Genomic DNA, 25,874 nt, shown 5'->3' with positions numbered 1-25,874 from the left:
GGACCTGGGCCGTCGTCTGTGCACGGCGCGCCCGCAGTGGGACAATTCCGTGCATGGCGGGCCGCGCACGCGAACCGGGACGGTCGGTGACCTCGAAGGTCGTGGCCGTGCTGGGGGCGTTCGACGCGGCGCATCCCCGGCTCACCCTCACCGATCTGGCCCGCCGCAGCGGCCTTCCGCTGTCGACCGCGCATCGGCTGGTGGCGGAACTGGTGGACGCCCAGGTGCTGGCCCGCGCCCCCGACGGCCGGCTGAGGGTCGGGATGCGGCTGTGGGAGCTGGGCCAGCTCGCCACCGGGCGGCTGCACGAGGTCGCCCGCCCCTGGCTGCAGGAGCTGTTCGCCGCCACCGGGGAGAACGTCCACGTCGCCGTCCGCGACGGCATGGAGGTGCTGTACGTGGACAAGGTGTACGGCCGCCGGGCGGTCCCGATCGTCTCCCGGACCGGCGGTCGGCTGCCGATGCACCCCACCGGCGTGGGCAAGGTCCTGCTCGCCCACGAGCCGGACTGGTTCGTGAACGCCTACCTGGAGCGCGAACTGGAGCGCCCCACCCCTTACACGATCACCGAGCCGGGGCGGCTGGCCCGCGAGCTGGAGGCCGTGCGGGAGCGCGGGTACGCGCTGACCCACGAGGAGATGACGCTGGGCTCCTGCTCGGCGGCGGTGCCGGTCGCCGTGGACGGTCGGGTGGTGGCCGCCCTGGGGATCGTGTTGTCCTCCCGGCGGGCCCGGGAGCTGCCCCGGCTCATCGAACCGCTGCGGACCACCGCCGCGGCCATCGCCCGCGCCTGCGCCAGCCTCCCGGTGCCCTGAAGCCCGGCGCGGGTCCGCCGGCCTCGGCCCCTTCCTACACTGGGCGTCGGTCCAGGCAGGAGAGCGGCGGTCTTCATCCGCCGGTGGGGAGGCGCCCGTGCCCGACGGCGGCACCGTGCGGACGACGGCGGCGGTCTCGGCGGGCGGCATGGTGGGAGCGCTGGCCCGCTGGGGCCTCACCGAGGCGTTCCCGCATGCCCCCGGGGACTTCGGCTGGGCGATGTTCGCCGTCAACGTGTCGGGAGGTCTGCTGATCGGCGTGCTCATGGCGGTGATCACCTGCGGCCCGCGGGTGCATCCGCTGACGCGCCCGTTCCTGGGGGTCGGGGTGCTGGGCGGGTTCACGTCGTTCTCCGCCTACGCGCTGGACGTCCAGCGGGCGTTCCAGGCGGGGGCGCCCGGAACGGCGGTGACGTACCTGGTCGCGACCGTGGTGTGCGCGCTGGCGGCGGTGTACGCGGGGCTGCGGGCGACGCGCCCGCTGGTCCGCCGGGGCGGACGTCCATGACCGTCCTCTGGGTCCTGCTGGGGGCCGCGGTGGGCGCGCCGCTGCGCTATCTGGCCGACCGGTGGGCGCGGTCCCGTTTCGGGGACGACTTCCCCTGGGGCACGCTCGGGGTGAACGTGCTCGGCTCCGGGATGCTGGGTCTGCTCGCCGCCCTCCCCGCCGGCGCCGGCCTGACGGCGTTCGCCGGCGCCGGCCTGTGCGGGGCGCTGACCACCTATTCCACGTTCGGGTACGAGACGGTGCGGCTGCTGGAGGACGGCGCCCGCCGGCGGGCGCTGGTCTACGTCGTCGTCTCGGTCTTCGCGGCCCTGGCCGCGGCCGCCGCCGGAGCCGTCGTGGCGTCCTTCGTCGGGGCCTGAGGCCGGCCGGGCCCGCGGTGGCGCCGGCGGACGGCACGGCGCGATCCTCCGCCCGCCCCGACGGCGTCGGCCTTGCACCGCTGATTCAACAGGCGGGCGGGTCGGCGACGGCCGGAGCGCCGGCCGCGGGCCGGTCGGGGAGCAGGGCCGGGTCGCCGACAGGGCCATCACGGTGAGGAAGAAGACCGTCACCGCGACGACCGCCGCGGCCACGGCCACCGCGACGCGCGGAGGCCGCCACGAGGGCGGGGCGTCCGCCGCGGGCGCGTTCGAGGCCGCGAGGGCGCGCAGCAGCCGCTCCAGCTCGGGGTCGCCCTGCATCAGCTGCGTCTCGATCCGGTGCAGCGCCGTCCGTTCACGCCTGGTCAACCGCATTCCGCCCGCTCACCGCCCTTCCGATGCGCCCGTCGCACGGTCCGGGTCGTTACCCGTCGCGCATGCTCTGACACCTTCCGCGCCGACGGGGTCGTCGGATTCGGAGCGGCCGACGCCCGGTCCCGCCGCGGACGGCCCGCACCGGCGCCGGGGAGGCGGTCCCGAGCCCCGGCCGCCGCGGTCAGTTCGTCAACCAGCCCGGACTGACCAGGCCGGACTCATAGGCCAGCACCACCAGCTGGGAGCGGTCCCGCACGTCCAGCTTGGTCATGATCCGACTGACGTGGGTCTTGGCGGTGGCGGGGCTGAGCACCAGACGGGCGGCGATCTCGTCGTTGGTCAGGCCCGCCGCCACCAGCTGCATCACCTCGCGCTCGCGCTCGGTCAGGGCGTTCAGCCGGGGGTCGGGCCGGGGAGCGCGCGCCCGGGCGGCGAACTCGGCGATCAGCCGCCGGGTGACCGATGGGCTGATCAGCGCGTCGCCGCGGGCCGCCACCCGCACCGCGTGGATCAGCTCCTCCGGCTCGGTGTCCTTGACCAGGAACCCGCTCGCCCCGGCGCGCAGCGCCCCGTACACGTAGTCGTCCAGGTCGAACGTGGTCAAGATGACGACCCGCACCCCTTCAAGGCGCGGGTCGGCGATGATCCGCCGGGTCGCCTCCAGCCCGTCCGTCCCGGGCATCCGGATGTCCATGAGCACCACGTCCGGCCGCAGCTCGCGGCAGGCGGTCACGGCCCGCTCCCCGTCGGCGGCCTCGCCGACCACCGTGATGTCGTCCTCGTCCTCCAGGATCGACCGGAAGCCGGCGCGGACCAGCCGCTGGTCGTCGGCCAACAGAACCTTGATCATGATCGTGGGAGCACTCCGCTGCGGTGCGGCAGCCGGGCCCGGACGACGAACCCGCCGCCCGGCCGGGGGCCGGCGGTCAGCTCGCCGCCCAGCGCCCGCGCCCGCTCCCGCATGCCGGTGATTCCGCTGCCGGGGACGGCGCCGGCCCCGCCGACGCCGTCGTCGGAGATCTCCACCGTCACCGCGTCCGGCTCGCAGGCCAGGCCGATGGTGACGGTGCGGGCGCGGGCGTGCCGGGCCACGTTGGTCAGCGACTCCTGCACGATCCGGTACGCGGCCAGGTCCACCTCGGGCGGCAGCGGCCCCGAGCCCTCGTCGATCCGCGTGCGCACCCGCAGCCCTGTCTGCTCCGCGGCCCGGATCAGCTCGTCCAGCCTGGCCAGCCCGGGCGTCGGCGAGGTGGGGGCGTCCTCGCCGGTCCGCCGCAGCGCCCCGAGGGTGGCGCGCAGCTCCCGCAGCGCCTCCTGACTGGACTCCTTGATCGCCCCGAGCGCCTCCTCGGCCTGCGTCGGGTCCTTGGCGATCCGGTGCAGCGCCGCGCTGGCCTGCACGTTGATCAGCGACATGTGGTGGCCGACCATGTCGTGCAGCTCGCGGGCGATCCGCAGCCGCTCCTCACCGGCCGCCCGCTCCCGCGCCTCGCGGACGTAGATGTGGCGGCTGTGCGCGACCCAGCCGAGCGCCACCACGGCGATCAGCCAGCCGGCGAGCATGAACAACGCGACCCCGTTGATCTCGCGGTTGCCCGCCAGCGTGCCGACGCCCACGCCGATCAGGGTCAGCGAGCCCAGCGCGACCGCCGCCTGCAACCGTCCCACCGCCGCGATCGTGTAGAGCGCCACCATCAGCGCGATCATCAGCGGTCCGTCGTAGTCGCTGGTGACGTAGTACACGCCGGTGAGGACGAGCACCACCGTCCCGACGGCCACCGGATGCCGGCGGCGCAGGTACAGCGCCGCGCACGCCACGGTGATCAGAACGCATCCGACGACGGTGGTCGTCCAGGGTTCGCGCGGCCCGCCGAAGAACGCCCGGGCGGTGCCGGAGAGCGACGCGACGAACACGACGAGGGCCAGCGCCGCGTCCGCGGCGCGCCCGCGCGGCAGCCGCGACCGGAGGGAGCCGCCAGAGAGCATGTCCTCAGCTTAGGCCCGGACCGGTCCGAAGAACGCCGTCCCGCACCGGGTCGCAACCCCGGGAGTAGGGGCGACGGCGAGATCGCAACCCGTGGAGTACGACGGGTGTCCGCCGCAGGCCGATGCCCGGGCGGTGGACGTGCATCCACGCTGCGGACATGAACGCGAACTCGCCGTCCGGTCGGGCCACCCTCGTCGGGCTGCTCGTCGGCGGGGCCGTCGGATTCCTGCTGATCGAGCTGGTGGGCGTCTTCTTCACCTTCGTCCTGGGCCGCTCGCTCGCCTTCGACGGCACCGGCGAGCCGCCGCCCGCCGTCGTGGCGGTGCCGGTGGCCTGCGCCGTGATCGGCGCGATCGTCGGGGCCCGGCTGACCGGTCGCGGCCCTCATTCCGGAAAACGAGGTTGATGCTCATGACGATGACTCACGGCCCGGCCGCGTCGGCCGGGTCCGCCGACCCCGCGGCGCGGGACGCCCCCCGCGCCGGCCTGTTCGGGCGGCTGGCCGCCTGGTCGCAGCGGCACCGCTGGGGCGCGCTGCTGCTGTGGGTGCTGGTGGTGGCCGCCGTCACCGTCGGCTCCCAGGCGGCCGGCAGCGACTACCGCAACGACTTCTCCCTGCCCGGCACCGATTCGCAGGCCGCCACGGACCTGCTGACCGAGCACGGCTCGCTGCAGGCCGGGGACAGCGTGCAGATCGTCGTGCACAGCGAGCGCGGGCTGGCCGGGGTCCGCGACCGCATCGAGCCGATGCTGCAGCGGGTGCGCGGGCTGCCCGGCGTCGCCGATGTGCGCAGCCCCTACGCCGACGCCTCGGCGATCTCCCGTGACGGGACCATCGGCTATGCCACCGTCACCCTCACCGGCAGGGCCGAGCAGGTGCGCAACGAGGACGTCGCCCGGATCATCGACGTCGCCGAGTCCGCCGAGACCGACGGTCTCCAGATCGAGCTGGGCGGCGACGCGATCCGGGAGGTCGCCGAGTCCGAGGAGGGCGGGGCGGCCGAGGGCGCCGGCATGCTGGCCGCGCTGGTGATCCTGGTGCTGCTGTTCGGGTCGCTGGTGGCGGCGGCGCTGCCGCTGGTCACCGCGCTGTTCGCGGTGGGCGGCGCGGTGGGGCTGATCACGCTGGCCTCGTACGTGTTCACGGTCGCCGACTTCACCCCGCCGATCATGATGCTGGTGGGCCTGGGCGTCGGCGTGGACTACGCGCTGCTGATCTTCTACCGGTACCGGCACGAGCTGACCGCCGGGGCCGACCGCGCCGCCGCCACGCGGATCGCGCTGGACGCGGCGGGCCGGACGGTGTTCTTCGCCGGCTGCACCGTGATCATCGCGCTGCTCGGGCTGGTGGCGCTGGGGCTGGGCGCGCTGCAGGGCGTGGCGCTGGCGGTGGCGTTGACCGTGCTGGTGACCATGGCCGCCTCGCTCACCCTGCTGCCCGCCCTGCTGGCGGTGTTCGGCGGGCGCATCGAACGGAACGTCCGCAGGCGCGCCGCCCGGGCCGAGGCCAAGGGCCGGGTCGAGGGCGCGCGCTGGCGGGCGATGGCCGCGGCGGTGCAGCGTCGCCCGCTGCCCGCCCTGCTCGTCGCCGTCGCCGCCCTGCTGGCGTTGTCGGCCCCCGCCCTGGACCTGCGGCTGGGATTCGCCGACGCGGGCAACGACTCTCCCTCCTCCACCAGCCGCCGCGCCTACGACCTGCTGGCCGAGGGCTTCGGACCGGGGTTCAACGGCCCGCTCGTCGTGGTCGCCCAGGGCGGCGAGCCCGCCGCGCGGCAGCTGCAGGCGGCGCTGACCGAGACGGACGGCATCGCCGCGGCGACCCCGCCGCTGCCGTCCAAGGACGGAGCCGTGTTCACCGTGATCGCGTTCCCCGAGACCGCGCCGCAGGACGAGGCCACCGGCGAGCTGGTGCACACGCTCCGCACGGACGTGCTGCCGTCGCTGGCCGAGCGCACCGGCGGCAGCTACCTGGTCGGGGGGCCGACCGCCGCCGCCCAGGACTTCGCCGACACGGTGGCCGGGCGGATGCCGTTGTTCGTGGCGATCGTGGTGGGGCTGTCGTCGCTGCTGCTGATGGCGGTGTTCCGGTCCTTGCTGATCCCGCTGAAGGCGGCGGTGCTGAACCTGCTGTCCATCACGGCGGCGCTGGGCGCGATCACGCTGGTGTTCCAGCACGGCTGGTTCGGGGCGCAGCCCGGCCCGATCGAGGCGTTCATCCCGGTGATGATCTTCGCGATCGTGTTCGGGCTGTCGATGGACTATGAGGTGTTCCTGGTCTCCCGGATCCACGAGGAGTGGGAGCGGACCGGGGATCACCGGCGGGCGGTCCGTGAGGGCCTGGCCGCCACCGGCAAGGTGATCACCGCGGCGGCGGCCATCATGATCGTGGTGTTCGCCGCGTTCGTCCTCAGCCCCAGCCGGATGCTGCAGCAGTTCGGTCTCGGCCTGGCGGTGGCGATCCTGCTCGACGCGGTGGTGATCCGCTGCCTGATCGTGCCCGCGGCGATGCAGCTGCTCGGCCGCGGCGCCTGGTGGCTGCCGTCCCCGCTGGCCCGGCTCCTGCCCAAGGTCGCTCTGGAACGTCCCTCCTGACCGGGGACGACCGCGGGAAAAGGCCGGCCCGCCCCCTGCGGGGCGGGCCGGCCTCGTCGCATCACCGGGGTCGATGGTACGCCGTGCGGCTCGCGGGGCGGACGCGCCGCGCCGGAAGAGGGGCCGCGCCGCCATCGCCTGCGCGGCCCGACGCGCTCGGATCCTCTCCGGGCGAGGGCCCGGTCAGGCGGGGCGGGCTCCCAGGGCGCGCAGGGCGAACCCGCAGACCTGTTCGGCCGCCTCCTCGGGGCCCAGGGAGCTCGTCTGCCGCATCTGCTCCTCGAAGGCCTGATCCAGGGCGGCGCGGATGAAGCGGGCGTCGGAGTCGGGCTCGGCCCGGGGGAAGGAGCCGTCGGCCAGCCCGGAGCGCAGGATGCCGGAGATGACCGAGTCCTGGATCGCCCGGAAGCGGGCCAGCTCGGCGGTGTAGCCCCGCGCCCGCTGGGCCTCCTGCGAGGTCAGCACCAGCACGCGCCGTCGCCGGGCGGGGTCGGCGGTGAGCCGGAGCATCCCGTGGATCAGGGCGCGCAGCGCCTCGGTGGGGGTGGGCGCGGCGGCGACCTGTGCCCGCAGCTCCTGCATCACCCGGTCGGCGTCCTCGCGGAACATGGTCAGCAGCAGCCCGTCCTTGGACTGGAAGTGCCGGTAGAAGGCCCGGGTCGACAGGCCCGCGGCGGTGAGGATGGCGGTGATGGAGGCGGTCGCGCCGTCGGTGTCGGCCAGGCATCGGTAGGCGGCCTCGACGATCTGCGCCTTCTCTGCGGCCTGCTTCGACACGGGCTGCGACCCCCTCGGGTTGGTGGGCGGCTCGGTTTCGGCGGGGCGATCAGGGCGACAGGGTAACCCGCGGCGGGGGCATACCGGACCGGTTCAGGACGCAGACCAGTGCATCGCCCGGGTTGGAACGGTCCGTCTTCGCGCGGCCGTGCGTTCCCGACGCCCGCCTCGGCCGGGGCGGGCGGAGCGCCCGGCCGTATGCCGGCCCGGCCGGCTTCGGCCCTGCCCGGACCGGGCGGCCCCCGCGATCTCGGCCCCGGGCGGTGCCCTCTCGAGCGACGGCGATTCCTTGGCGATTGAAACATATTTGCGGTAATTAATTCCGATTTATTGTACTTGTCACGGTTTTGGGTGATCTTCGGTCTGCCGCCCTCCCGGGTCCCCTCAGGGACGGCCGGTCCCTGCCCGAGGCGGGCGGCGGAAGGGATCCCCGCTGATGCGACGATCGCTCGCCGCGGCCGTCCTGGCCGTGCTCCCCGCGCTCACCGTCCCCGCCCTGGCGACCCCGGCCTCGGCGACCCCGCCCAACATCCCGTCCGCCTCGACCGCCGCCTCCCGGCTCGCCGCGCTGACCGTGCGCCCCGAGTCCAACCACTCCTCCTACGACCGGTCGCTGTTCCCGCACTGGATCACCGTCTCCGGCGCCTGCAACACCCGCGAGACGGTGCTCAAGCGCGACGGCGCGAACGTGGTCACCGACTCGGCCTGCTACCCGACCTCCGGCTCCTGGTACTCCCCCTACGACGGCGCCACCTGGTACCGGGCCTCCGACGTCGACATCGACCACATGGTGCCGCTGGCCGAGGCCTGGGCCTCCGGCGCCCACGCCTGGACCACCGAGCGGCGCCGGGCGTTCGCCAACGACCTGGGCGGGCCCCAGCTGTGGGCCGTCACCGACGAGGTCAACCAGGCCAAGGGCGACAAGGACCCGGCCGAATGGCAGCCGCCGCGGGCCGCGTTCCGCTGCACCTACGCCCGGGCCTGGATCCAGGTGAAGTGGTACTGGGGCCTCAGCGTCGACAGCGCCGAGAAGAGCGCCCTGACCGCCATGCTCGGCACCTGCTGACCCCTCCCGGTCCGGCCGCTCCCCGCGGGCTCGGGGCGGCCGGACCGGCCCTGGCCGCCCGGAGGACGGCGCAGAGCGAGGTGCGGCCGGAACGGGCCGGCGCCGCGGGCGCTCTCGGGCGGGGCGCTCCAGCCGGTTGTCCCGCGCTCGTCCTCGGGTACCAACCGATGGTGGAACGCGCGGAGGTGCTCGTCGTGGGAGCCGGGCCGACCGGGCTGCTGCTGGCCGGCGACCTGGCCGCCGCCGGCGTCGGCTGCGTGGTGGCGGAACGGCGCGATGAGGAGTCGAACCTCTCCCGCGCGTTCGCCGTGCACGCCCGGACCCTGGAGCAGCTCGACGCCCGGGGCCTGGCCGACGACCTGATCGCCACCGGGACGGTGGTGCGGCGGCTGCGGCTGTTCGGCGCGGTGGAGCTGGACCTGTCGGTGCTGCCCGGCCGGTTCCCGTGCGTGCTCGTCACCCCCCAGTACCACACCGAGCGGCTGCTGGAGGCCCGCGCCCGGGCCTATGGGGCGGAGCTCCGGACGGGCACCGAGGTGATCGCGCTGCGCCAGGACCCCGCGGGCGTCGATGTGACCGTGCGGGACCGGCGCGGCAGGACCCGCCGCATCCGGGCCCGCTACGTGGTCGGCGCGGACGGGGCGCACAGCACGGTGCGGCGGGAGCTGGGCCTGGGGTTCCCCGGCCGTTCGGTGGTGCGCTCGGTGATGCTGGCCGACGTGCGCCTGTCCCGCACCCCGCCGGACACGGTGACCGTGAACGGCGACGGGAACGGCTTCGCGCTCTTGATCCCGTTCGGCGACGGCTGGTACCGGGTGATCGCCTGGAACCGCCGTCGGCAGCTCCCCGATCACGCCCCGATCGAGCTGGCGGAGCTCCGCGCGGTGGTGCGGCGGGCGTTGGGCACCGACTACGGCATGCACGACCCCCGTTGGATGTCGCGGTTCCACAGCGACGAGCGCCAGGTGCCGCGTTATCGGTCCGGCCGGGTGTTCCTGGCCGGGGACGCCGCGCACGTCCACTCCCCGGCCGGCGGGCTGGGCATGAACACCGGTCTGCAGGACGCCGCCAACCTCGGCTGGAAGCTCGCCGCCGCGGTGCACGGCTGGGCCCCGCCCGACCTGCTGGACTCCTACCATGCCGAACGCCGTCCGGTCGGCCGGGCGGCGCTGCGGGTCAGCGGCCTCCTCGTGCGGGCGGCCCTGCTCGGCCCGCGCCCGCTGCGCGCCGTGCGCGGCGGTCTGGTCCGGGTGGCGGCGAACGTCCCCCCGCTGGTCCGCCGGGCCGCCGGCGCCGTCTCCGGTCTCGACATCGCCTACCCGGCCCCGTCCACGGAGCATCCGCTGACCGGCAGACGCGCTCCCGACGTCCCGCTCGCCGGCGGGCGGCGGCTCTATGAGGCGCTCCGCGACGGCCGTTTCCTGCTGGTGACGCCGCCCGGCGGGCGCCCTCGACAGACCGCGGTCGTCTCCTGGTCCGACCGCGTCCAGATCGCCGAGGCCGGGGCCGCCACCGGCCTCATCGTCCTGGTCCGCCCCGACGCCTACATCGCCTGGGCCGCGGAGAGCCCGCAATCGGTCTCGGCGATCCAGTCGGCGCTGCACCGGCACTGCGGCGCCCCCGCCGCCCGGGCCCTGCAGTCCTGACCCTGCCGCCGGCCGGGGGAGCGGCCCGACGCCGCGTGCGGAGAGACCGTGCGGAGAGACCGTGCGGAGAGACGTCGTGCATGCCGGGGGCATCGCCTCGGCGGCCCTCGGGCGCCGGAACGGCGTCGGCGGCCGCCCGCCCTCGCACGCCGCCTCATGCCGCCTGGCCGGATCCGGCCGGCCGCTCCTGTATTTCCCGAATCCCGTTCGGTACCGTGGGACGGTGATCCACGAGGAGAGAGACGTCTTCGACGACCTGGCCGCCGAACACGCGCACCTGGAGGCCGTGCTCGCGGCGATACCGCCTCAACGGTGGGACGCCGCATCCGGCGCGCCCGGATGGACGGTCGGCGACGTGGTCCTGCATCTGGCGCAGACCAACGAGCTCGTCGTGGCCAGCGTCACCGGCGACCGGGAGCAGTTCGCCCGCCCGGAGGGCGTTCCGCTGGACGAGTTGATGGACCGCATGGTCGCCGAAGAACGCGGCGCGCCTCCGGAGGAGGTCTTCCGGCGCTGGCGGAGGTCCGCCGCGGCGGCGCTGGAGGCGCTGCGCGGCTGCCCCGCCGGAACGCGCCTGCACTGGGCGGCGGTCCCGTTGTCGCCGCGCACCCTGGCCGCCACCCGCATCGCCGAACACTGGGCGCACGCCCTGGACGTCACCGGTCCCCTCGGCGTCGATTACCCCGACACCGCGCGGCTGTGGCACATCGCCCGGCTGGCGCAGCGCACCCTGCCGTACGCGTTCGCGGTGGCCGGAGAGGAGGGAGGCCCGGTCCGCTGCGTGCTGACCGGTCCGGCGGGGGAGCGCTGGGAGTTCGGCGACGCCGACGCGCCGAGCGTGATCACCGGTCCGGCGGGCGAGTTCTGCCGGGTCGGGGCCCGTCGGCTGCGTCCCGAGGACACCTCCCTGCGCGCCGAGGGCCCGCACGCCGCCGCGGCCCTGCGCGTCCTGCGCAACTACGCCGCCTGACCCCGACGACCGCGGCGCAGGAACCTCCCCGGCCGGCCCGGCCGGCGAGAGCGGCCGCCTCTCGCCGGCCGTCGTGCCCCGCGCGTCCGCCCTCCGATCGTCCCGTGCCCGCTTTTGGGGGCACGGAGAGGTCACTTGTGGGCGCTGAGCGCCCGGCTGAGGGCCGGACCGGCGAGCTGCAGCGGACCCGCCGGGCACCCGGCTCGCCATCGAGTTCTCCTCGCGTCGAGGGGGTGGATCGGGGGATCGGCCGGGCGCCCTTCCGAAAAGAACTGGCTTTTCGAACGATGAGAGGTGGACGATCGGCGGATGCACTGGGAGGCGGCCGTCGAAGAGCTGTATGCGGCGTTCGCGTCGGTGCCGCGCCCGGCCGAACTGCCCGGATGCCCCTGCTGCGTGGGGCCGGACGCGGGCGCGCCGCTGCTGGCCCGGCCGCTGCGCCGACTGTCCGCCGAGGAGCTGGCCACATACGCCTTCCGCGCGCTCACCACCTGGGGAGATGTGGCGGAGTTCCGCTACTTCGCGCCCCGGCTGCTGGAGCTGGCGGCCGACGACGCGTTCGGCTGGCCCGACCCGGAGATCGTCTTCGGCAAACTGGCCCTGGCCGGGTGGCGGGACTGGCCGGAGCAGCGGGCGATCACCGCGTTCCTGGAGGCGTTCTGGGCCCGCACCCTGGCGGAGTTCCCGGCACGCCCGGACGCCGGGACGGCGCTGAGCTCGATCGCCCAGGCCGTCGACGACCTGGCCCCCTACCTCGCCGCATGGGAACGGCTCGACACCGGCGCCTCGATCAGGCACCTGCACGACTTCGTCACCGAGAAGCTGGTCTGGCGGCACGGGCGTCCTCGCCTGCACAACGCCCTCTGGGACCGCGTCGACGGCCCCTACCACCAGACCCTGGCCTGGCTCGTCGAAGGACCGGCGGCCGAGGCCGTCGCCGCCGCGTTCGAGCGCGCCGACGAGGAGGAGCTGCTGGAGCTGCTCGTGGCCGTCGAGGGGATGCTGCGGCCGTGAGGACGGCCGCCCGGGGCCGTCGAGGTCAGAACAGGGTCGGCGGCTGGGCGGGGATCGGCTCCGGCAGCGGCTCCACCTCCGGCATCCGGGCGCGCACCTCCTCGTGGAAGCGGCGGGCGAGGGCGAGCGCCTCGGCGTTGTCCGGCGTGTGGACGAACACGGTCGGCGAGCGTCCCTCCCGCAGCCATCCGGTCACCGTGTCGACCCAGAACCGCCAGCCCTCGACCGTGCGCTCGACGTCGTCCCGCCCCAGATAGCGGACGATCGGCCGGTCGGTGAGCGCGGCCGACCGGCGCGGCATGCGCGGTTTCTTCATCCAGGCGTCCCGCTCGGCGTCGCTGGTCGGCGGGGCGGCGAAGAACGCGGTGGTGTCGAAGGGGATCCACTCGGCCCCCACCCGCCCCAGCGCCCGCTCCAGCAGCCGTGCGGCGCGTCCGTCCTCGAAGAAGGCCCGGTGCCGCACCTCCACGGCGTACCGGTGGGACTTCGGCAGCCGCTGCAGGAAGGCCGCCAGCGCGCCCACGTCCCCCGGTCCGAACGACCCGGGCAGCTGCACCCACAGGGCGTGGATCCGCGGCCCCAGCGGTTCGATCGCCGTCAGGAACTCCCGGAGCTCGGTCTCGGCGTCGGCGAGCCGCGCCACGTGGGTGACCGTCTTCGGCAGCTTCAGCACGAACCGGAAGCCCGGGTCGGTCTGCGCCGCCCACGACTCCACCGTGCTCCGCGCGGGGGTGGCGTAGAACGTCGTGTTCCCTTCCACCGCGTTGCACCAGCTCGCATAGGCCCGCAGCCGTTCCTCCGCCGGGAGGGGATGGGGGAGGTACCGCCCCCGCCACGGCGCGTGCGTCCACATCGCGCACCCCACATGAAGCCGCATGCCGCGAACCTACCGCCCCGCTCGCCGGGCCCGCGCCGTCCCGGCCATGGCCGGGACGGCCCGCGAAGCCCTGCCCGGCGTCGGTGATCGCCTGAGGGGGCAGGAGCGCACGGGCCGACGCCGGCAGGGCCTCGTCTCCGGAGCGCCGGAGCCCGCCCCCCGAAGGGCGAGGGAGGCCCCCGGACCGGCGGCGGCGCGCCGATGAGCGCCTCGGTCTCGGCCGGGACGGGAGCGGGCCGGATCGGCATCGGAATGCGATAAAGCGACCCGGTGGGGGCATCTGCCGCTCAGACGCCCCCACCGGAAGGGAAATGCTTGCGGAACGATCGCCGCTGTAGAGGTCAGAGCACCGAGTTGAGGGCGGCGTAGTATCCGTGGCGCTGGCCGAGGGCGGTCGGGTGGTAGGAGTGGTTGAGCGGGATGGTGACGGCGTTCAGCCAGTCGTCGCCGCTGCACAGCTCATGCCCGTTGAATTCGTCCCGCACGCCCGAGAGGGTGAAGCCGGCCCGGCCGGCGGCGCTCGCGATGACGCTGTCCAGCAGATCCGCCGCGCTGTTCAGCGCGGTCCGCTTGGTGTTGCTCAGCCCGATGCACCCGCTCACGATCGTGTAGAGCCGGGGGTAGTCGAGCACCACCACGCGCGCCGAGGGAGCCTTGGACCGGATCGCCCGATAAAGCGTGTCGAGCCGGCCCGGCAGCTGGTTCTGCATGAAGGTCTTGGCATTGTTGATGGCGTTGAGGCAGGTCGAGTCGGAGCCCAGGACGCAGGTCTCCATGACGCTCGAGAATCCGGCGTCGTTGCCGCCGACCGTGACGGTGACCAGCGTGGTGCTGGAGCTGAGCGCGCTGAGCTGGTCGTTCATGACGGACGTGGTGGTGGCCCCGGCGCAGGCGACGAACCGGAACGTCGTGGGGGAGTTGGCGTTCGCCCACAATTTCGGATAGGCGTTGTTGCTGCGCTTGCAGTTTCCGCTGGCAGAGTCGTAACTTCCGGCTCCCAGGCCCGACGCATAGGAGTCGCCGAGAGCGACGTAATTGACGGTCGCCGCCGATGCGGGCGGGGCGAAGGCGGACAGGGCGATGGCGAGGATGAGCGCGCAAACGGCAGTGAGCGCGCAGCGGGGAACGCGCATCGGCTCTCCAAGGGGGATGAATCGGAGGGTACGGAATCACTTATACATCGGAGTTCCGTATTCAAGGGGCAGCCGATTTGTTTCAGCGTTTTGTCATTTTTTGCCGTTGACGCGCCGGATCGAATGTGCCGATCTCATTCCGGCGTCCGTCCGCGGTATGCGCAGAGGCGGGGCCGGATTTCGGGAATTCGCTGGTGAAAGGCGGTGGGAGCGTCGGAGCGGGGCGGGCGGAGTGCGCCGACGGCGCCGGCCCGGTCGGGCGACGGGGGAGAGGGGCGGGCGACGGTCGGCCGGCCGGTCGGGCGCGATGCCGGGGGCCGGCCCGCAGTCCTCCCGGTCGCCGCCCGAGGATCCGGGCCGTCCGGCTGAGGCCGTCGCGCCGCCTCGGCGTCCGCGCCTTGCCGCATCCGCTCGGCGCCAGGGGGGCGGCGCCGGCTGTCGGGCGTCGACCGAGGGCGGGGGCGGGGAGGGAGGCTCGGAGGCGCAGGGGTCGGGGGTGCCTCAGGGCGCCCTGCTCTTTCTTTCTCTCTTCATGGGCGCCGCGCAGCCCCGGGCGTCCCTCGCATCTCCTTGCGAGGGGGAGGGGCGCGACCGCACCCCTCCCTCGGTGGTTCGTCGCCGACCGTTATACTAGAATCACATTCTAGTCGATATCCGATAAAGTATCGGCCCACGGTTCCGAGGGAACCGCAGCCACGATCCCGTGCCCGCACGACCGCAACGACGGATCGGATCCGAGGAGACGCCTGTGCAGACCCGAGCGGCAATCCTGTGGGAGCCCCACACCGACTGGAGCGTCGAGGACATCGAGCTCGACGATCCGAAGGCCGGAGAGGTCAAGGTCAAGCTCGCCGCGGCGGGTCTGTGCCACTCCGACGAGCACCTGCGCACCGGGGACATGCGGCTCGACCCCGAGGTCGCGAAGCTGATGGGGTGGGAGCAGTTCCCGATCATCGGCGGGCACGAGGGCGCGGGCGAGGTCGTCGAGGTCGGTCCCGGCGTCACCACGCTGAAGGAGGGCGACCACGTCGTCCTGTCGTTCATCCCGGCCTGCGGCCGCTGTCCCTCGTGCGCCAGGGGCCGTCAGCACCTGTGCGACCTCGGCGCCGTCCTGCTGGGAGGCCGTCAGATCAGCGACATGACGGCGCGGCACCGCACCAAGAACGGCCGGGACCTGGGACTGATGTGCCTGCTCGGCACGTTCGCGCCCTACACCGTGGTCAACGAGGCCTCCTGCGTGAAGATCGACGACGGCATTCCGCTGGACCGGGCCGCCCTGGTCGGCTGCGGCGTCACCACCGGATGGGGCGCCGCCGTCAACGCCGCCGACGTCCGGCCGGGCGAGACCGTCGTCGTGATCGGCCTGGGCGGCATCGGAATGAACGCCGTGCAGGGCGCGGCCATGGCCGGCGCCCAGCACGTCATCGCCGTCGACCCGATCGACTGGAAGCGGGAGCGGGCGGCGATCTTCGGCGCCACCCACACCGCGGCGTCGATCGAAGAGGCCGCGGCCCTGGTCGCGGAGCTGACCTGGGGAGCCAACGCCGACAAGGCGATCCTCACCACGGGCGTGGCCACCGGCGACCTCATCGCCCCGATGATGGGAATGGTCGCCAAGGGCGGCCGCGGCGTCGTCACCGCGGTCGCGCCGATCTCCCAGGAGGACGTCAAGCTCAACCTGTTCGACCTGGCGATGCAGCGCAAGGAGCTGGTCGGCTGCATCTTCGGCAACGCCAACCCCCGCCGCGACATCCCCCGGCTGCTGCGCCTGTACACCGACGGCAGGCTCAAGCTGGACGAGCTGGTGACCAACACCTACACCCTCGACGAGGTGAACCAGGGCTACCGGGACCTGCTGGACGGCAAGAACCTCCGCGGCCTGATCACATACTGAGCGGCCGTCCCGCCGCCGGGCGGAGCGTCCCGCCGCCGTCGCCGGCCGCGGACGAGCAGGCGTACCGGAAGATCGAGGCCGCCGTGTCACCGTTGTGACACGGCGGCCTTCGGCGTGCCCGCCCGCCGCGAGCCGGCGAGGACCGGACCGCGGCCCGGCACCGGCCCCGTCGACGTCACACCGCCAGGGCCAGGGCGATGAAGGACACGGCGGCGACCGCGACGACGCCGAGCTCGCCGCCGAACACCCGCCGGTGGAACGTCGCGGACAGGCCGGCCCTGCGGCGCCACCCGGAGAAGAGCGCCGCCACACCGCATCCCAGCAGGGCCAGCGCGCCGATCACGGCGGCGGCGAGCGTCGTCAGATGAAAGACGATCATCCAGCTCTCCGGGCGGCCGTACGCATGGCCGCCCAGCGCCTTGGCCTCGCCGGTGAACCGCAGGTCATCCGACGAGTCGTCGATCTCGTCGGCGAACGCGTGCAGGGTTCCGCTGCGGGACTTCCCGTCCACGGTCCACGTGGCGCTCTCGCACGTCCCCATGCTCCTGCCCGCGCTGCCGCCGCTGATGACGGTCTCGGAACGACACGAGCCCACCGAGGTCACCGAGGCGGGTTCGCCGAAGACGTAGGCGGCGCCCCAACCGATCGGCTTGTCGGTCGGGAGCCCCACTCCGACGAAGAGCACGAGCGCTGCGATGAGGAGAATCAGATTGAGCCGGGCCAGTTCCCGCAGACCACGCCTGTGCATGAGCCTCCCTCGCTTGGACGGTGTCGCACTCTCGCCACAGGGAGACGACCCCGGACCCGAAAAGGTTGGGAACCGCCGGCCGAACCGCGCGAATCGTCATCCGACCGGGGTTTCGGCGCCGCCGGGCGGACGGACGCCTCCTCGAGCCCGCGCTCGGGCGCCGCACCCGCCGGACCGGCGCCCCTCCGGTCGTGCTCCGCGCGGGCCGCCGAGGGTCTTGCCGCCGTCCGGGGCCCGGGTTAGCGTGCGGCCGTATCCGAGTCATCCTCACGTTTGAGCATCGGAGTCCTCCGTGCGTCAGAGCCCCCGCCTGCTCGCCCTGGCCGCCCTGATCGCCGCCGTTCCCGCCCTCGCCCCCTCCCCGGCCGCCCACGCCGACGCCCCCGCCTCCGGCTCCTTCCGCGCGCTCACCTACAACATCGCCGGCCTCCCCGACGGCCTCTCGAGCGCGCCGACGCCCCGCGCCCCCGCCACCACGGCCATCGGCCGGCGCCTCGGCCCGTTCGACATCGTCAACGTCCAGGAGGACTTCAACTACCACGCCTACCTGTACGCCGCCGACGACCACGCGTACCGGACGCCGACCAGCGGCGGCGCGGGCATCGGCAGCGGGCTCAACAGCCTGTCCCACCAGCCCTACAGCGATCTGGACCGGGTCACCTGGAAGAACTGCTTCATCGGCTCCGGCGACTGCCTGACCCCCAAGGGCTTCACCTTCCACCGCGTCCGGCTCGCCGAAGGGATCTACCTGGACGTCTACAACCTGCACGCCGACGCCGGATCCACCCCGGGCGACGAGGCCGCCCGCCGGGCCAACCTCGCCCAGCTGACCGCCTACATCCGCACTCACTCGGCGGGGAGCGCCGTGCTGGTCATGGGCGACACCAACACCCGCTACACCCGCCCCGGCGACCGCATCGCCCAGTTCGCCGCCGACAACGGGCTCACCGACGCATGGGTGCGGCTCGCCCGCGGCGGCGCCGCCCCCGCGCCGGGCGACCCCGCCCTCACCTGCCCGGAGACCGACCCCGGCATCGAGTGCGAGGTCGTCGACAAGATCCTGTACCGGGGCAGCCGGCTGCTGACGCTCGACGCCGTCCGCTACGCCAACCTCGACGCCGACTTCCGCGACGACGACGGCGTCAGGCTGTCCGACCATTTCCCCATCGCCGCCGACTTCACCTGGACCCGCAACCCCGACTTCCGGGCCGGCGACCAGTTCGGCGGCCCGCACGGCATCCCGTTCACCGACATCGACCGCATCCCCGCAGGCGCCCGCCCCGCCACGATCCTGCTGCGCGCCGGCGCCCGGGTCGACCAGGTGGGCCTCATCCTCGCCGACGGGACCGCCTTCACCCACGGCGGCACCGGCGGCACCGCCCGGAGCCTCACTCTGGAACCGGATGAGCGCATCACGTCCGTCCGGCTCTGCCGAGGACAAAAGAACGGCCGCACCCGCGTCTTCCACATCCGCTTCACCACCGACCGGGGCCGGACCCTGGAAGGCGGCACCGACACCGGCGACTGCGTCACCCGGACCACCCCGCCCGGCTGGCGGCTCGCCGGATTCCACGGGCGCTCCGGCGACGAGGTCGACAAACTCGGCCTCCTCTACACCAGGGGCTGATCGGGCCGGTCCCGCGCGCGCCGCGGCGGCCGGCCGACGGCCCCCTCCCCGGGACCCTCACCACCGCCGGGCCGCCTCCATCAGATGGTCGTGGACCAGGGTGACGTGCGGATGGAGCGGGGCACCGGCGCGGCGGACGAGGAAGAGGGTGTTGATGGGCGGGTCGTCGGGCTCCCAGAGGGCGACGAGCGCGCCGGCGTCCAGAGGGGCGGCGCACAGATAGCGCGGGAGCACGGACGCCCCGGCCCCGGCGATGACCGCCGCCAGGACGCCGCGCAGATCGGGGACGACGAGCGCGGGATCGGCGGTCAGCCGGACGCCGAAGACATGCCGCCAGTAACGACGGAGGATCGGCAGGTCCTCGGCGTAGGAGAGCAGAGGGACCCCCTCCAGCGCCGCCGCGCCGTCGGCCGCCAGCCGGTCCCGGCCCGCCCGGGAGGCCCAGCGGGGAGCGGCGACCAGGACGAACTCCTCGTCCATGAAGGGCTCGGCGATGAGGGCCCGGCCGCGCGGCCGGATCGCGGACACCACCAGGTCGTGGGCGCCGGCGCGCAGCCCGGCCAGCAGCTCGTCGGCCAGGCCGGTGGCGACCCGCAATCGGACGCCCCGGTCGACCAGAGGGGTCAGGGCCGGCAGCACGAGGACGGCCAGCGCCTCGGCGGGACCGGCCAGATGGACCGGCGGCTCCGGGACGTCCCGGCTCGGTGAGACTCCGGCGATGACCGCCTCCAGCGCGTCCAGCGGACCGGCGAGGCGGGCGGCGAGCTCGTCGGCCACCGGCGTGGGCGCCACCCCGCGCGGCAGCCGTTCGAACAGCCGCCGGCCCAGCCGCCGCTCGAGCGCCTTCACCTGGGTGGTCGCGGTCGGCTGGGAGACCCCGGCGAGCCGGGCGCCCGCGGTGATCGAGCCGGCCCGATAGACCGCCAGGAACGTGCGCAGCTGGTCCAGGTCCGGCGATCCATCGAATTCTCTATGGCTCACATGGACAACTCTATTGGATGACAAATGGGTTGGCGGACTAGCGTGAGGCCGCGGACCGGACACGGCGCCGATGAGGCGCGGCCGAGACCACGGAAAGGACGGACACCCATGGCGCGGATTCTGTTCGTGATGACCGGCGCCCGCCACTGGACGCTGAACGACGGGACCCGGCACCCCACGGGGTTCTGGGCCGAGGAGGCCGTCACCCCCTACCGGGCGGTGACCGAGGCCGGGCACCGGGTGACGGTCGCCTCGCCGGGCGGCGTGGTCCCCGAGCCCGACGAGGCCAGCCTCTCCCCGGACGCCGGCGGCGGCGAGGAGGGGGCCGAGGAGATCGCCGCAGCCCTGAGGGAGTTCACAGAACTCCGCAGCCCGCTGCCGCTGGCGGAGGCGGATCCGGCCGACTACGACGCGGTGTTCTACCCGGGCGGGCACGGACCGATGGAGGATCTGGCGGCCGACGCCGACTCCGGCCGGCTGCTCACCGCGACGCTCGATGCGGGCAAGCCCCTCGGCCTGCTCTGCCACGGCCCCGCCGCGCTCCTGGCCGCCCGGCGCCCGAACGGCGGCTCGCCGTTCGCCGGTTACCGGCTCACCGGCTTCACCAACGAGGAGGAACGACAGGCCGGCTTCGCCGACAAGGCGCCCTGGCTGCTGGAGGACCGGCTGATCGGGCTCGGCGCCGACTTCCGGGGAGGCGAGCCCTGGAAGCCGAACGTGGTGGTGGACCGGAACCTGTTCACCGGGCAGAACCCCGCCTCCACCGAGCCCTTGATCGCGAAGCTGCTCGCGGCGTTGGGATGAACGACCGGCCGCCGCGCGACCCACGGCGGCCCCCTCCCGACGACCCGAGCGGTCCGGGCGTCACCCGTGAGGGACGGGGCGACGCCCGGCCCTTCGCGTCCGTGCGGGCCGGCACATCGAGCGCGCCGGCGGCGTCGCGGGGCCGGACCGCGGTCCGGCCCCGCGACGCCGCATCCCGGCTACGGCTCCAGCCGGACGGGCAGCTCCTGGACGGAGTTGGTGAACAGGGACGGAACGGGCTTCAGCGGACGCTCCTCGGCCAGCCGCAGGCGGGGGTGGCGGGTGAACAGGGCGCGCAGGGCCAAGGGGGCCTCGGTCGTGGCGAGGGGGGCGCCGAGGCAGTAGTGGGGACCGCCGCCGAAGGACAGGTGAGGAGTGCGGCTGGCGGTGATGTCGAAGCGGTCGGCGGTGGGACCGTACTCCGACGGGTCCCGCCCGGCGGCGGTGTAGGAGGCCAGCAGCGCGTCGCCGGCGGGGATGGCCACGCCCTCGACGGTCAGCGGCCGGGTGGGGTAACCGCAGGACAGGTTGGTGATCGGCGGGTCCCAGCGCAGGGTCTCGGTGACCACCGCCGACCAGGCGTCCTCCTCGCCCTGCATCGCGATGGCCTTCTGCTCGGGGTGGGTGAGCAGCGCCCGGACGGCGTTGGCGAGCAGACCGAGGGTGGTCTCGTGACCGGCGGTGCACAGCAGCCAGAGGGTGTCGATGAGCTCCTCGTGGCTGAGCGCGTCGGGAGTGTCGCGGCGGGCGTTGAGGAGCGCGGTGGTGAGGTCGTCGGCGGGCTCCTTGGTGCGCAGCTCGATCAGATCGGCCAGCAGCCGGTGGCGCCGCTCCTGGGTGCGGACGGCCTCCTTGGGGGTGGTGTCGGTGCGGAACAGGCTGTCGACCAGCTCCCGCAGGGTGGGACGCCAGTCCGCGGGGACGCCCAGGAGCTCGCAGATCACCTGCATGGGGATCGGGTAGGCGAAGTGCCGCCGCAGGTCGACCACCCCGTCGGCGTCGGCGTGACCGGGCAGGGCGTCCAGGACCTCGTCGATGATGCCGACGATCCGCGGGTGCAGCGCCTCGACCCGGGAACGGGTGAACACGCCGCTGATCAGCCCGCGCAGCCGCCGGTGCTCGGCGCCGTCGGCGGTGAACATGTTGTCGACGGCGAACATGCCCAGCAACGGCCAGTCCGACGGCACCCGCCCCTGCCGGTGGGCGGCCCAGTTCCGCCAGTTCTTGCTGACCGCCGGGTCGCGCAGCACGCCGTGCAGGGCGCTGTGCCGGGTGATGACCCAGGCGGTGACGTCGTCGGGCAGGCCGGGAAGGGCGACGGGGACGGCGGGGCCGGCCTCGCGGAGCCGGGCGGCCTCGCCGTGGTGGTCGCCGCCGTAGGGATCCAGGCTGAACCGGACCTCGGGGGCGGGGGTCAGCGTCATCAGACTCCTCCAGAGTGCGCGGATGAGGATGTCGGGAAACGGACGTGCAGGTGAGCGGGCAGCCGGGTCCAGGGCGAGGGCACCAGCGGGATCGGGGCGTCCGGGTCGGCCAAGGCGACGCCGGGCAGCTCGTGCAGCGCGGTCTCGACGGCGATGCGGGCGATCATCCGCGCCTGGCTCTTGGCGGGACAGGTGTGCGGTCCGGCGCTCCAGCCCAGGTGGGCGCGGTTGTCGATCTCCTGCCACCAGTTGCGGCCCGGGGGATGGATCCGCGGGTCGGACCCGGCGGCGGCCAGGCCGAGGATGAGCGCGTCGCCGCGGGCGATCCGCTGGCCGGCGATCCGGCAGTCCAGCAGCGGGAAACGGGCGGGCATGTGGGTCATCGGCGGATCCAGCCGCAGCACCTCGTCCAGCGCCTCGTTGACGCCGAGGGTGCCCCCGCGGATCCGGCCGGAGAACCGGGGATCGCTGAGCATGAGCAGCAGGGCCCGGGCGATCCAGATGGCGGTGGTCTCGTACCCGGCGGAGATCATCAGCAGCATCTCCTGCATGACCTCGGTGTCGTCGCGCAGGTTCGGATGCCGCAGGAACGCGGTGGTCAGATCGGCCGCGGGCTGCTCCTTGCGGGCGGCGATGACGTCGTTGAGGATCCGCTGGACGTCCAGATAACCGTCCTGGGAGTCGGCGCCGGAGCCGAACAGGGCCAACAGCCCTTCGTGGAGACGACGGCTGTGGTCCAGACCGATGCCGAACATGGTGTGCGCCACCGTGATCATCGGGATGCGGGTGGCGTACTCGGCGACCAGGTCGGCGTGCCCGCGGCCGACGAAGTCCCGGGTCAGCTCGGTGCAGACGGCGCGGATCTGCCGCGCCATCGCGTGCTGGTTCAGCTCGCGCAGCCCTTGGTCGAGGGGCGCGCGCAGCCGCTGGTGGGTCTCCCCGTCGGCGAAGTAGGCGTTGGGCCGGGGGAACATCATCGGCGCCAGCCCCGAGTCGGGGTCGACCCGGCCCTCGACGTAGTCGCGCCAGTGCAGCTCGGGGTTGCGGGCGAACCGCCGCTCGTCCTGGACGACCTCCAGGATCTCCCGGTAGCCCAGCAGGAGCCAGCCGTTGATCTCATGGCGGCGGCCGCGTTCCAGCAGCACCGGGACGACGTTGCCCCACCGCTCCCGCAGCCTCCGGTAGGTGCCGTGCAGGTCCGGGCTGGCGGCGATCTCGGTCAGCGGGGTCAACCCCGTCATGTCCGCCAGGCGATCGCTCATGAGGCACCGCCTTCCAGGCTGCGGTCGAGCGCATGCTCCACCAAGGTGATCAGCGCGTCTATGGAGGAGTCCCGGCGGGTGGCCACACAGGACGTGATGGGGGTGTGCGGCAGCAGGTCCAGCTTGCGGTGCACCGTCTCCAGAGGGTGCTGCGGCGAGTCGGGGAAGACGTTGACCGCCACGGCGATCGGCAGGTCGGGGGCACGGGTCTCCAGCTGGTCCAGCACCTCGAAGCTGTCCTCCAGCCGGCGGGTGTCCACCAGCACCAGCGCCCCCGCGGCCCCGGACGCCAGTCCGTAGCCCTCCCAGACGTTCCAGAAGCGCTGCTGCCCGGGCGTGCCGAACAGGTACAGCACGATCGGCGAGAAGCCCTGGGGCGTGAGGGTGATGCGGCCGAAGTCCATGGCCACCGTGGTGGTGCGTTTGTTCTCCAGCCCGTCCAGGCGGTCGGTGCCGATGCTGAGGGTGGTCATCGGGGCCTCGGCGCACAGCGGCCGGATCTCGCTCACCGAGGAGATGAAGGTCGTCTTGCCCACCCCGAACGAGCCGGCGACCAGCAGCTTGGCCGACTGCGTGACCGCGCTGTCGACGTAGTCCGGGCGACGGGGTGCGGACGGGACATCAGAGCTGGCGGAGACCATCGAGGAGCGCTCGCAACAGTGTGGGGTCGGATGCTGAGGACGGCGGTGTGGAACGGATCGTCAAGTGGCCGGCGTCGACCAGGTCGCTGGCCACCACCGCGGCGACGCTGATCGGCAGCCGCAGGGCCTCGGCGGCCTCGCTCAGCGACAGCAGTCCCCGGCAGATCTCCAGGAACCTGCGCTGCTCCACGGTGGCCGCCGGCGGCAGCCGACGGTCCGGGTCGGTGGCGATCAGCAGGGTCTCGGGCCGGAAGGTGTTGCGGGTGGGCTGCGACCGGCCCCGCGTGATCACATAGGCGCGCACCGGCCGGCGGTGCACCTCCTCCGGCGGACCGCCGGCGCCGAGCGGACCATGCTCGCCGCTCATGACCCCGGTGCGCGGACCGCGGCGTTCATGCCCCGGCCGATCTTGTCGACCTGCTTTTGCATCTGCCGGGCGACCAGCCCGGGGTCGATGGTCCGCTCGGCCAGCACCGCCAGCGCGGTGTTGCGGGCGGCGCCTCGCACGAACAGGATTCCGCCGTCGTATTTGATGATGACCTCCTGAGGCAGGCCCATGGGGACGGCGCCGGCGGGGGAGGAGGTGTCGATGGAGTCGGCGAGCCCCTGACCCAGGGTCGCCAGCCCCGCGCAGGCCGCCGACAGTCGCTCGGCGTCCTCACGGGGCGTGGAGGACGGGTACGCCAGCGGCAGTCCGTCACGGGAGCACACCACGGCGTGACGGATGCCCGGCAACGCCAGTTCCTCCAGCATCCAGCCGTTGTCCTCCGGATTGCCGCTGATGAGAGCCCTCGGCCGGCTGCTGTGTTCGGTCATCGCTGTTCCTCGTCGTCGGTGTCGGGTGCGTCGGCAAGGGAGTGCCGGTCACCGTTGTCGGCGGCCCCGAAGTACGCCGCGGCCCACGCGGCGGCCTCATCCGGCGTCTCCCGGGACACGCCCTCGGCGGGATCGGCGGCGAAGGCGGGGCCCGAGGGGGCCCGGTTGCGCCGCGAGCGGCGCTGGGGCAGTTCGTCGGGGGAGACCGGAGCGGGTCGGGCGGAGCCGGGCCCCGCGACGTCGGCGCCCTCCCCGGCACCGGGACGCGGAGCCGGGGAGAGGCGCTCGGGACCCGTCAGGGGGTCGGGGGCGGCCGGCCGCACGGGCGCCAGGTCGTCCAGCTCGGCGGTGGGATCGACGATGACGGTCAGCTCGGCGGGCACCCACACCACCGCCTGGATCCCGCGGTACATCGACTCGCGCAGCTCCACCCCGAACCCGTACCGGCGGGCGTACTCGCCCACCACGGCCAGGCCCAGCTGCGGCGTCGGCCCCAGGTCGGCCAGACCGACCCGGGTGCGGCCGGAGGCGATCTCCCGCTGCCGCTCCAGCGTCTGCGGATCCATCCCCAGACCGCAGTCGTCGATCTCGATCACCGCGCCGTCGCGCAGCGGCCGCACCCGCACCTCCACCGGATCGGCCGGGGTGGAGCTCTGCGTGGCGTTGGCCAGCAGCTCGGCCACCAGGTGGATCAGCGGTTCGGCGGCCTTGGAGGCGACGCCGAGCGTGCCGTCCCCGGCGACCTGCACCCGTTCGAACGCCACGATCCGGCCCTGGGCGGCCCGGACGACCTCCACCAGCGGAAGGTCGGGCCACTGCTGGCCGGGATGGTGCCCGGCCAGCACCACCAGGCTCTGGGCCCGGCGCTGCAGCTGCGCCGCGGCGTGGTCGACGCGGTTGCCGACCTCCAGCACGTCGGGGTCGGCCGAATGCCGCTGCAGCATGGCGGCGGCCTCCTGCTGCACCCGCAGCGCCGCCGCCATGAAGTCCTGACCGGTCGCCACCACCGCGCCGGTGACGGCGTCCACCCGGTCGTGCTCGGCGCGGTACCGGTCCGCGATCCGCTCGGCCTCCTGCAGCACCCGGTCCAGGCGCTCGATCAGCTGCGGCTCCAGGTCGTCCCGCGTCGACGGCGGGACCGGCAGTCCCTGCGCCACGGCCTGCATCCGCGGCCCGGCCAGCTCGTCCAGCGCCGCGGCCACCGCCTCCATGCGCTGCACGTGGAAGTCGCGCCACCGGGCGTCCTGCTCACTGACCGCCCTGTCCTTGGCGGCCTGCAGCTCGGCGAGGCGTTCGTGATGCCGCCGGGTCAGCCGCCGGCCCCACACCGCGGCGGCGGCCGCGATCGCCGCGATCGCCACGGCCGTCATCGGCCACCCCGGCTCCCGGTACAGGGCCGCCGCCAGCACCAGGTAGGCGGCTCCGCCGCCGATCGCGCCGCCGACCGCGGCGCCGGTCGGCCTCGATCGGCGCGGGACCGGTGCGGGGGACGGTGCAGGGGATGACGCGTCGACCACGGACGTGGCACCGGTCGGAGGGGAAGAAGTCATGGTCGCTT

At 73.9% G+C, this 25,874-nt stretch carries 25 protein-coding genes and 1 pseudogene; 12 read left to right on the top strand and 14 right to left on the bottom strand.

Going from position 1 to position 25,874, the window contains the following annotated elements:
- Nucleotides 1-53: 53 nt before the first annotated feature.
- The 3 genes from EIO00_RS25565 to crcB all read left to right on the top strand — a co-directional run bounded on the left by EIO00_RS25565 (nucleotide 54) and on the right by crcB (nucleotide 1,682).
- Nucleotides 54-815, top strand: coding sequence for an IclR family transcriptional regulator (locus EIO00_RS25565; RefSeq protein ID WP_140176470.1), 762 nt, complete (start codon nucleotides 54-56; stop codon nucleotides 813-815).
- A 97-nt stretch (nucleotides 816-912) separates the two neighbouring features.
- A complete protein-coding gene (locus tag EIO00_RS07335; protein WP_175596149.1) occupies nucleotides 913-1,323 on the top strand; it encodes a fluoride efflux transporter FluC in 411 nt (136 codons plus the stop codon).
- Entirely contained in the window at nucleotides 1,320-1,682 is a 363-nt protein-coding gene (gene crcB / locus EIO00_RS07330; RefSeq protein WP_140176468.1) for a fluoride efflux transporter CrcB, read from the top strand. The genes EIO00_RS07335 and crcB overlap by 4 nt, the downstream gene beginning before the upstream one ends.
- A 168-nt stretch (nucleotides 1,683-1,850) precedes the next feature.
- Here crcB and EIO00_RS25895 read toward each other — a convergent pair.
- From EIO00_RS25895 to EIO00_RS07315, 3 genes and pseudogenes are all read right to left on the bottom strand, one after another.
- Nucleotides 1,851-2,057: pseudogene (locus tag EIO00_RS25895) on the bottom strand (DUF3040 domain-containing protein); the annotation flags it as partial.
- A gap of 181 nt (nucleotides 2,058-2,238) precedes the next feature.
- Complete coding sequence (locus tag EIO00_RS07320) at nucleotides 2,239-2,907, bottom strand: response regulator (RefSeq protein WP_140176467.1); 669 nt, start codon at nucleotides 2,905-2,907, stop codon at nucleotides 2,239-2,241.
- Nucleotides 2,904-4,043 carry a sensor histidine kinase gene (locus EIO00_RS07315; RefSeq protein WP_140176465.1) on the bottom strand — a complete coding sequence of 380 codons (1,140 nt, stop codon included), beginning with the start codon at nucleotides 4,041-4,043 and terminating at the stop codon, nucleotides 2,904-2,906. The genes EIO00_RS07320 and EIO00_RS07315 overlap by 4 nt, the downstream gene beginning before the upstream one ends.
- Before the next feature lie 158 nt (nucleotides 4,044-4,201).
- On the opposite strand from EIO00_RS07315, the gene EIO00_RS07310 reads away from it, so the two are divergent.
- Both EIO00_RS07310 and EIO00_RS07305 read left to right on the top strand, forming a co-directional pair.
- Nucleotides 4,202-4,450 carry a hypothetical protein gene (locus EIO00_RS07310; protein ID WP_140176463.1) on the top strand — a complete coding sequence of 83 codons (249 nt, stop codon included), beginning with the start codon at nucleotides 4,202-4,204 and terminating at the stop codon, nucleotides 4,448-4,450.
- A gap of 5 nt (nucleotides 4,451-4,455) precedes the next feature.
- Nucleotides 4,456-6,636 carry an MMPL family transporter gene (locus tag EIO00_RS07305; protein WP_140176461.1) on the top strand — a complete coding sequence of 727 codons (2,181 nt, stop codon included), beginning with the start codon at nucleotides 4,456-4,458 and terminating at the stop codon, nucleotides 6,634-6,636.
- 183 nt (nucleotides 6,637-6,819) lie between these two features.
- On the opposite strand, the gene EIO00_RS07300 is transcribed toward EIO00_RS07305, so the two are convergent.
- The gene (locus tag EIO00_RS07300) at nucleotides 6,820-7,413 is read right to left on the bottom strand and encodes a TetR/AcrR family transcriptional regulator (RefSeq protein ID WP_140176459.1); all 594 of its coding nucleotides are present in this window, start codon (nucleotides 7,411-7,413) and stop codon (nucleotides 6,820-6,822) included.
- 436 nt (nucleotides 7,414-7,849) lie between these two features.
- Here EIO00_RS07300 and EIO00_RS07295 point away from each other — a divergent pair, with 436 nt between their 5' ends.
- The 4 genes from EIO00_RS07295 to EIO00_RS07280 all read left to right on the top strand — a co-directional run bounded on the left by EIO00_RS07295 (nucleotide 7,850) and on the right by EIO00_RS07280 (nucleotide 12,109).
- Nucleotides 7,850-8,479 (top strand): HNH endonuclease family protein, encoded by a 630-nt coding sequence (locus tag EIO00_RS07295; protein WP_140176457.1) that lies wholly within the window; start codon nucleotides 7,850-7,852, stop codon nucleotides 8,477-8,479.
- Between the two features lie 167 nt (nucleotides 8,480-8,646).
- Nucleotides 8,647-10,125, top strand: coding sequence for an FAD-dependent monooxygenase (locus EIO00_RS07290; RefSeq protein WP_140176455.1), 1,479 nt, complete (start codon nucleotides 8,647-8,649; stop codon nucleotides 10,123-10,125).
- A gap of 223 nt (nucleotides 10,126-10,348) precedes the next feature.
- Nucleotides 10,349-11,095, top strand: coding sequence for a maleylpyruvate isomerase family mycothiol-dependent enzyme (locus EIO00_RS07285; RefSeq protein ID WP_241661193.1), 747 nt, complete (start codon nucleotides 10,349-10,351; stop codon nucleotides 11,093-11,095).
- Between the two features lie 294 nt (nucleotides 11,096-11,389).
- Nucleotides 11,390-12,109: a hypothetical protein gene (locus EIO00_RS07280; RefSeq protein WP_140176453.1), complete on the top strand. Its 720-nt coding sequence runs from the start codon at nucleotides 11,390-11,392 to the stop codon at nucleotides 12,107-12,109.
- Nucleotides 12,110-12,134: 25 nt separating this feature from the next.
- Here the strand turns inward: EIO00_RS07280 and EIO00_RS07275 are convergent, their stop codons facing one another.
- Nucleotides 12,135-12,986 carry a DUF72 domain-containing protein gene (locus tag EIO00_RS07275; protein ID WP_140176451.1) on the bottom strand — a complete coding sequence of 284 codons (852 nt, stop codon included), beginning with the start codon at nucleotides 12,984-12,986 and terminating at the stop codon, nucleotides 12,135-12,137.
- Nucleotides 12,987-13,327: 341 nt separating this feature from the next.
- Complete coding sequence (locus EIO00_RS07270) at nucleotides 13,328-14,119, bottom strand: SGNH/GDSL hydrolase family protein (protein WP_140176449.1); 792 nt, start codon at nucleotides 14,117-14,119, stop codon at nucleotides 13,328-13,330.
- 748 nt (nucleotides 14,120-14,867) lie between these two features.
- Here EIO00_RS07270 and EIO00_RS07265 point away from each other — a divergent pair.
- Complete coding sequence (locus EIO00_RS07265) at nucleotides 14,868-16,013, top strand: NDMA-dependent alcohol dehydrogenase (RefSeq protein ID WP_140176447.1); 1,146 nt, start codon at nucleotides 14,868-14,870, stop codon at nucleotides 16,011-16,013.
- 175 nt (nucleotides 16,014-16,188) lie between these two features.
- Here EIO00_RS07265 and EIO00_RS07260 read toward each other — a convergent pair whose 3' ends face one another.
- Nucleotides 16,189-16,761, bottom strand: coding sequence for a hypothetical protein (locus tag EIO00_RS07260; protein WP_140176445.1), 573 nt, complete (start codon nucleotides 16,759-16,761; stop codon nucleotides 16,189-16,191).
- A 292-nt stretch (nucleotides 16,762-17,053) separates the two neighbouring features.
- Between EIO00_RS07260 and EIO00_RS07255 the strand changes: the two genes are divergently transcribed.
- Nucleotides 17,054-18,388, top strand: coding sequence for a jacalin-like lectin (locus tag EIO00_RS07255; RefSeq protein ID WP_140176443.1), 1,335 nt, complete (start codon nucleotides 17,054-17,056; stop codon nucleotides 18,386-18,388).
- Between the two features lie 57 nt (nucleotides 18,389-18,445).
- Here EIO00_RS07255 and EIO00_RS07250 read toward each other — a convergent pair whose 3' ends face one another.
- Nucleotides 18,446-19,369, bottom strand: coding sequence for a LysR family transcriptional regulator (locus EIO00_RS07250; RefSeq protein WP_140176441.1), 924 nt, complete (start codon nucleotides 19,367-19,369; stop codon nucleotides 18,446-18,448).
- A gap of 108 nt (nucleotides 19,370-19,477) precedes the next feature.
- On the opposite strand from EIO00_RS07250, the gene EIO00_RS07245 reads away from it, so the two are divergent.
- A complete protein-coding gene (locus tag EIO00_RS07245) occupies nucleotides 19,478-20,173 on the top strand; it encodes a type 1 glutamine amidotransferase domain-containing protein (RefSeq protein WP_140176439.1) in 696 nt (231 codons plus the stop codon).
- Between the two features lie 179 nt (nucleotides 20,174-20,352).
- On the opposite strand, the gene EIO00_RS07240 is transcribed toward EIO00_RS07245, so the two are convergent.
- The 6 genes from EIO00_RS07240 to EIO00_RS07215 are packed head-to-tail and all read right to left on the bottom strand — an operon-like array spanning nucleotide 20,353 to nucleotide 25,833.
- A complete protein-coding gene (locus tag EIO00_RS07240; RefSeq protein ID WP_140176437.1) occupies nucleotides 20,353-21,597 on the bottom strand; it encodes a cytochrome P450 family protein in 1,245 nt (414 codons plus the stop codon).
- Complete coding sequence (locus EIO00_RS07235; RefSeq protein ID WP_140176435.1) at nucleotides 21,597-22,859, bottom strand: cytochrome P450; 1,263 nt, start codon at nucleotides 22,857-22,859, stop codon at nucleotides 21,597-21,599. The genes EIO00_RS07240 and EIO00_RS07235 overlap by 1 nt, the downstream gene beginning before the upstream one ends.
- A complete protein-coding gene (locus EIO00_RS07230) occupies nucleotides 22,856-23,500 on the bottom strand; it encodes a GTP-binding protein (protein WP_140176434.1) in 645 nt (214 codons plus the stop codon). Before EIO00_RS07230 ends, EIO00_RS07235 begins: the two co-directional genes overlap by 4 nt.
- Entirely contained in the window at nucleotides 23,481-23,867 is a 387-nt protein-coding gene (locus EIO00_RS07225) for a DUF742 domain-containing protein (RefSeq protein WP_140176432.1), read from the bottom strand. Before EIO00_RS07225 ends, EIO00_RS07230 begins: the two co-directional genes overlap by 20 nt.
- Entirely contained in the window at nucleotides 23,864-24,316 is a 453-nt protein-coding gene (locus tag EIO00_RS07220; RefSeq protein ID WP_140176430.1) for a roadblock/LC7 domain-containing protein, read from the bottom strand. The genes EIO00_RS07225 and EIO00_RS07220 overlap by 4 nt, the downstream gene beginning before the upstream one ends.
- A complete protein-coding gene (locus EIO00_RS07215; protein ID WP_140176428.1) occupies nucleotides 24,313-25,833 on the bottom strand; it encodes an ATP-binding protein in 1,521 nt (506 codons plus the stop codon). Before EIO00_RS07215 ends, EIO00_RS07220 begins: the two co-directional genes overlap by 4 nt.
- Nucleotides 25,834-25,874: the final 41 nt, after the last annotated feature.

This window comes from Thermomonospora catenispora, assembly GCF_006363815.1.
GTDB lineage: Bacteria > Actinomycetota > Actinomycetes > Streptosporangiales > Streptosporangiaceae > Thermomonospora > Thermomonospora catenispora.
Note: the sequence above shows the minus strand (reverse complement) of the source record. Positions and strands in the feature narration are given on the sequence as shown.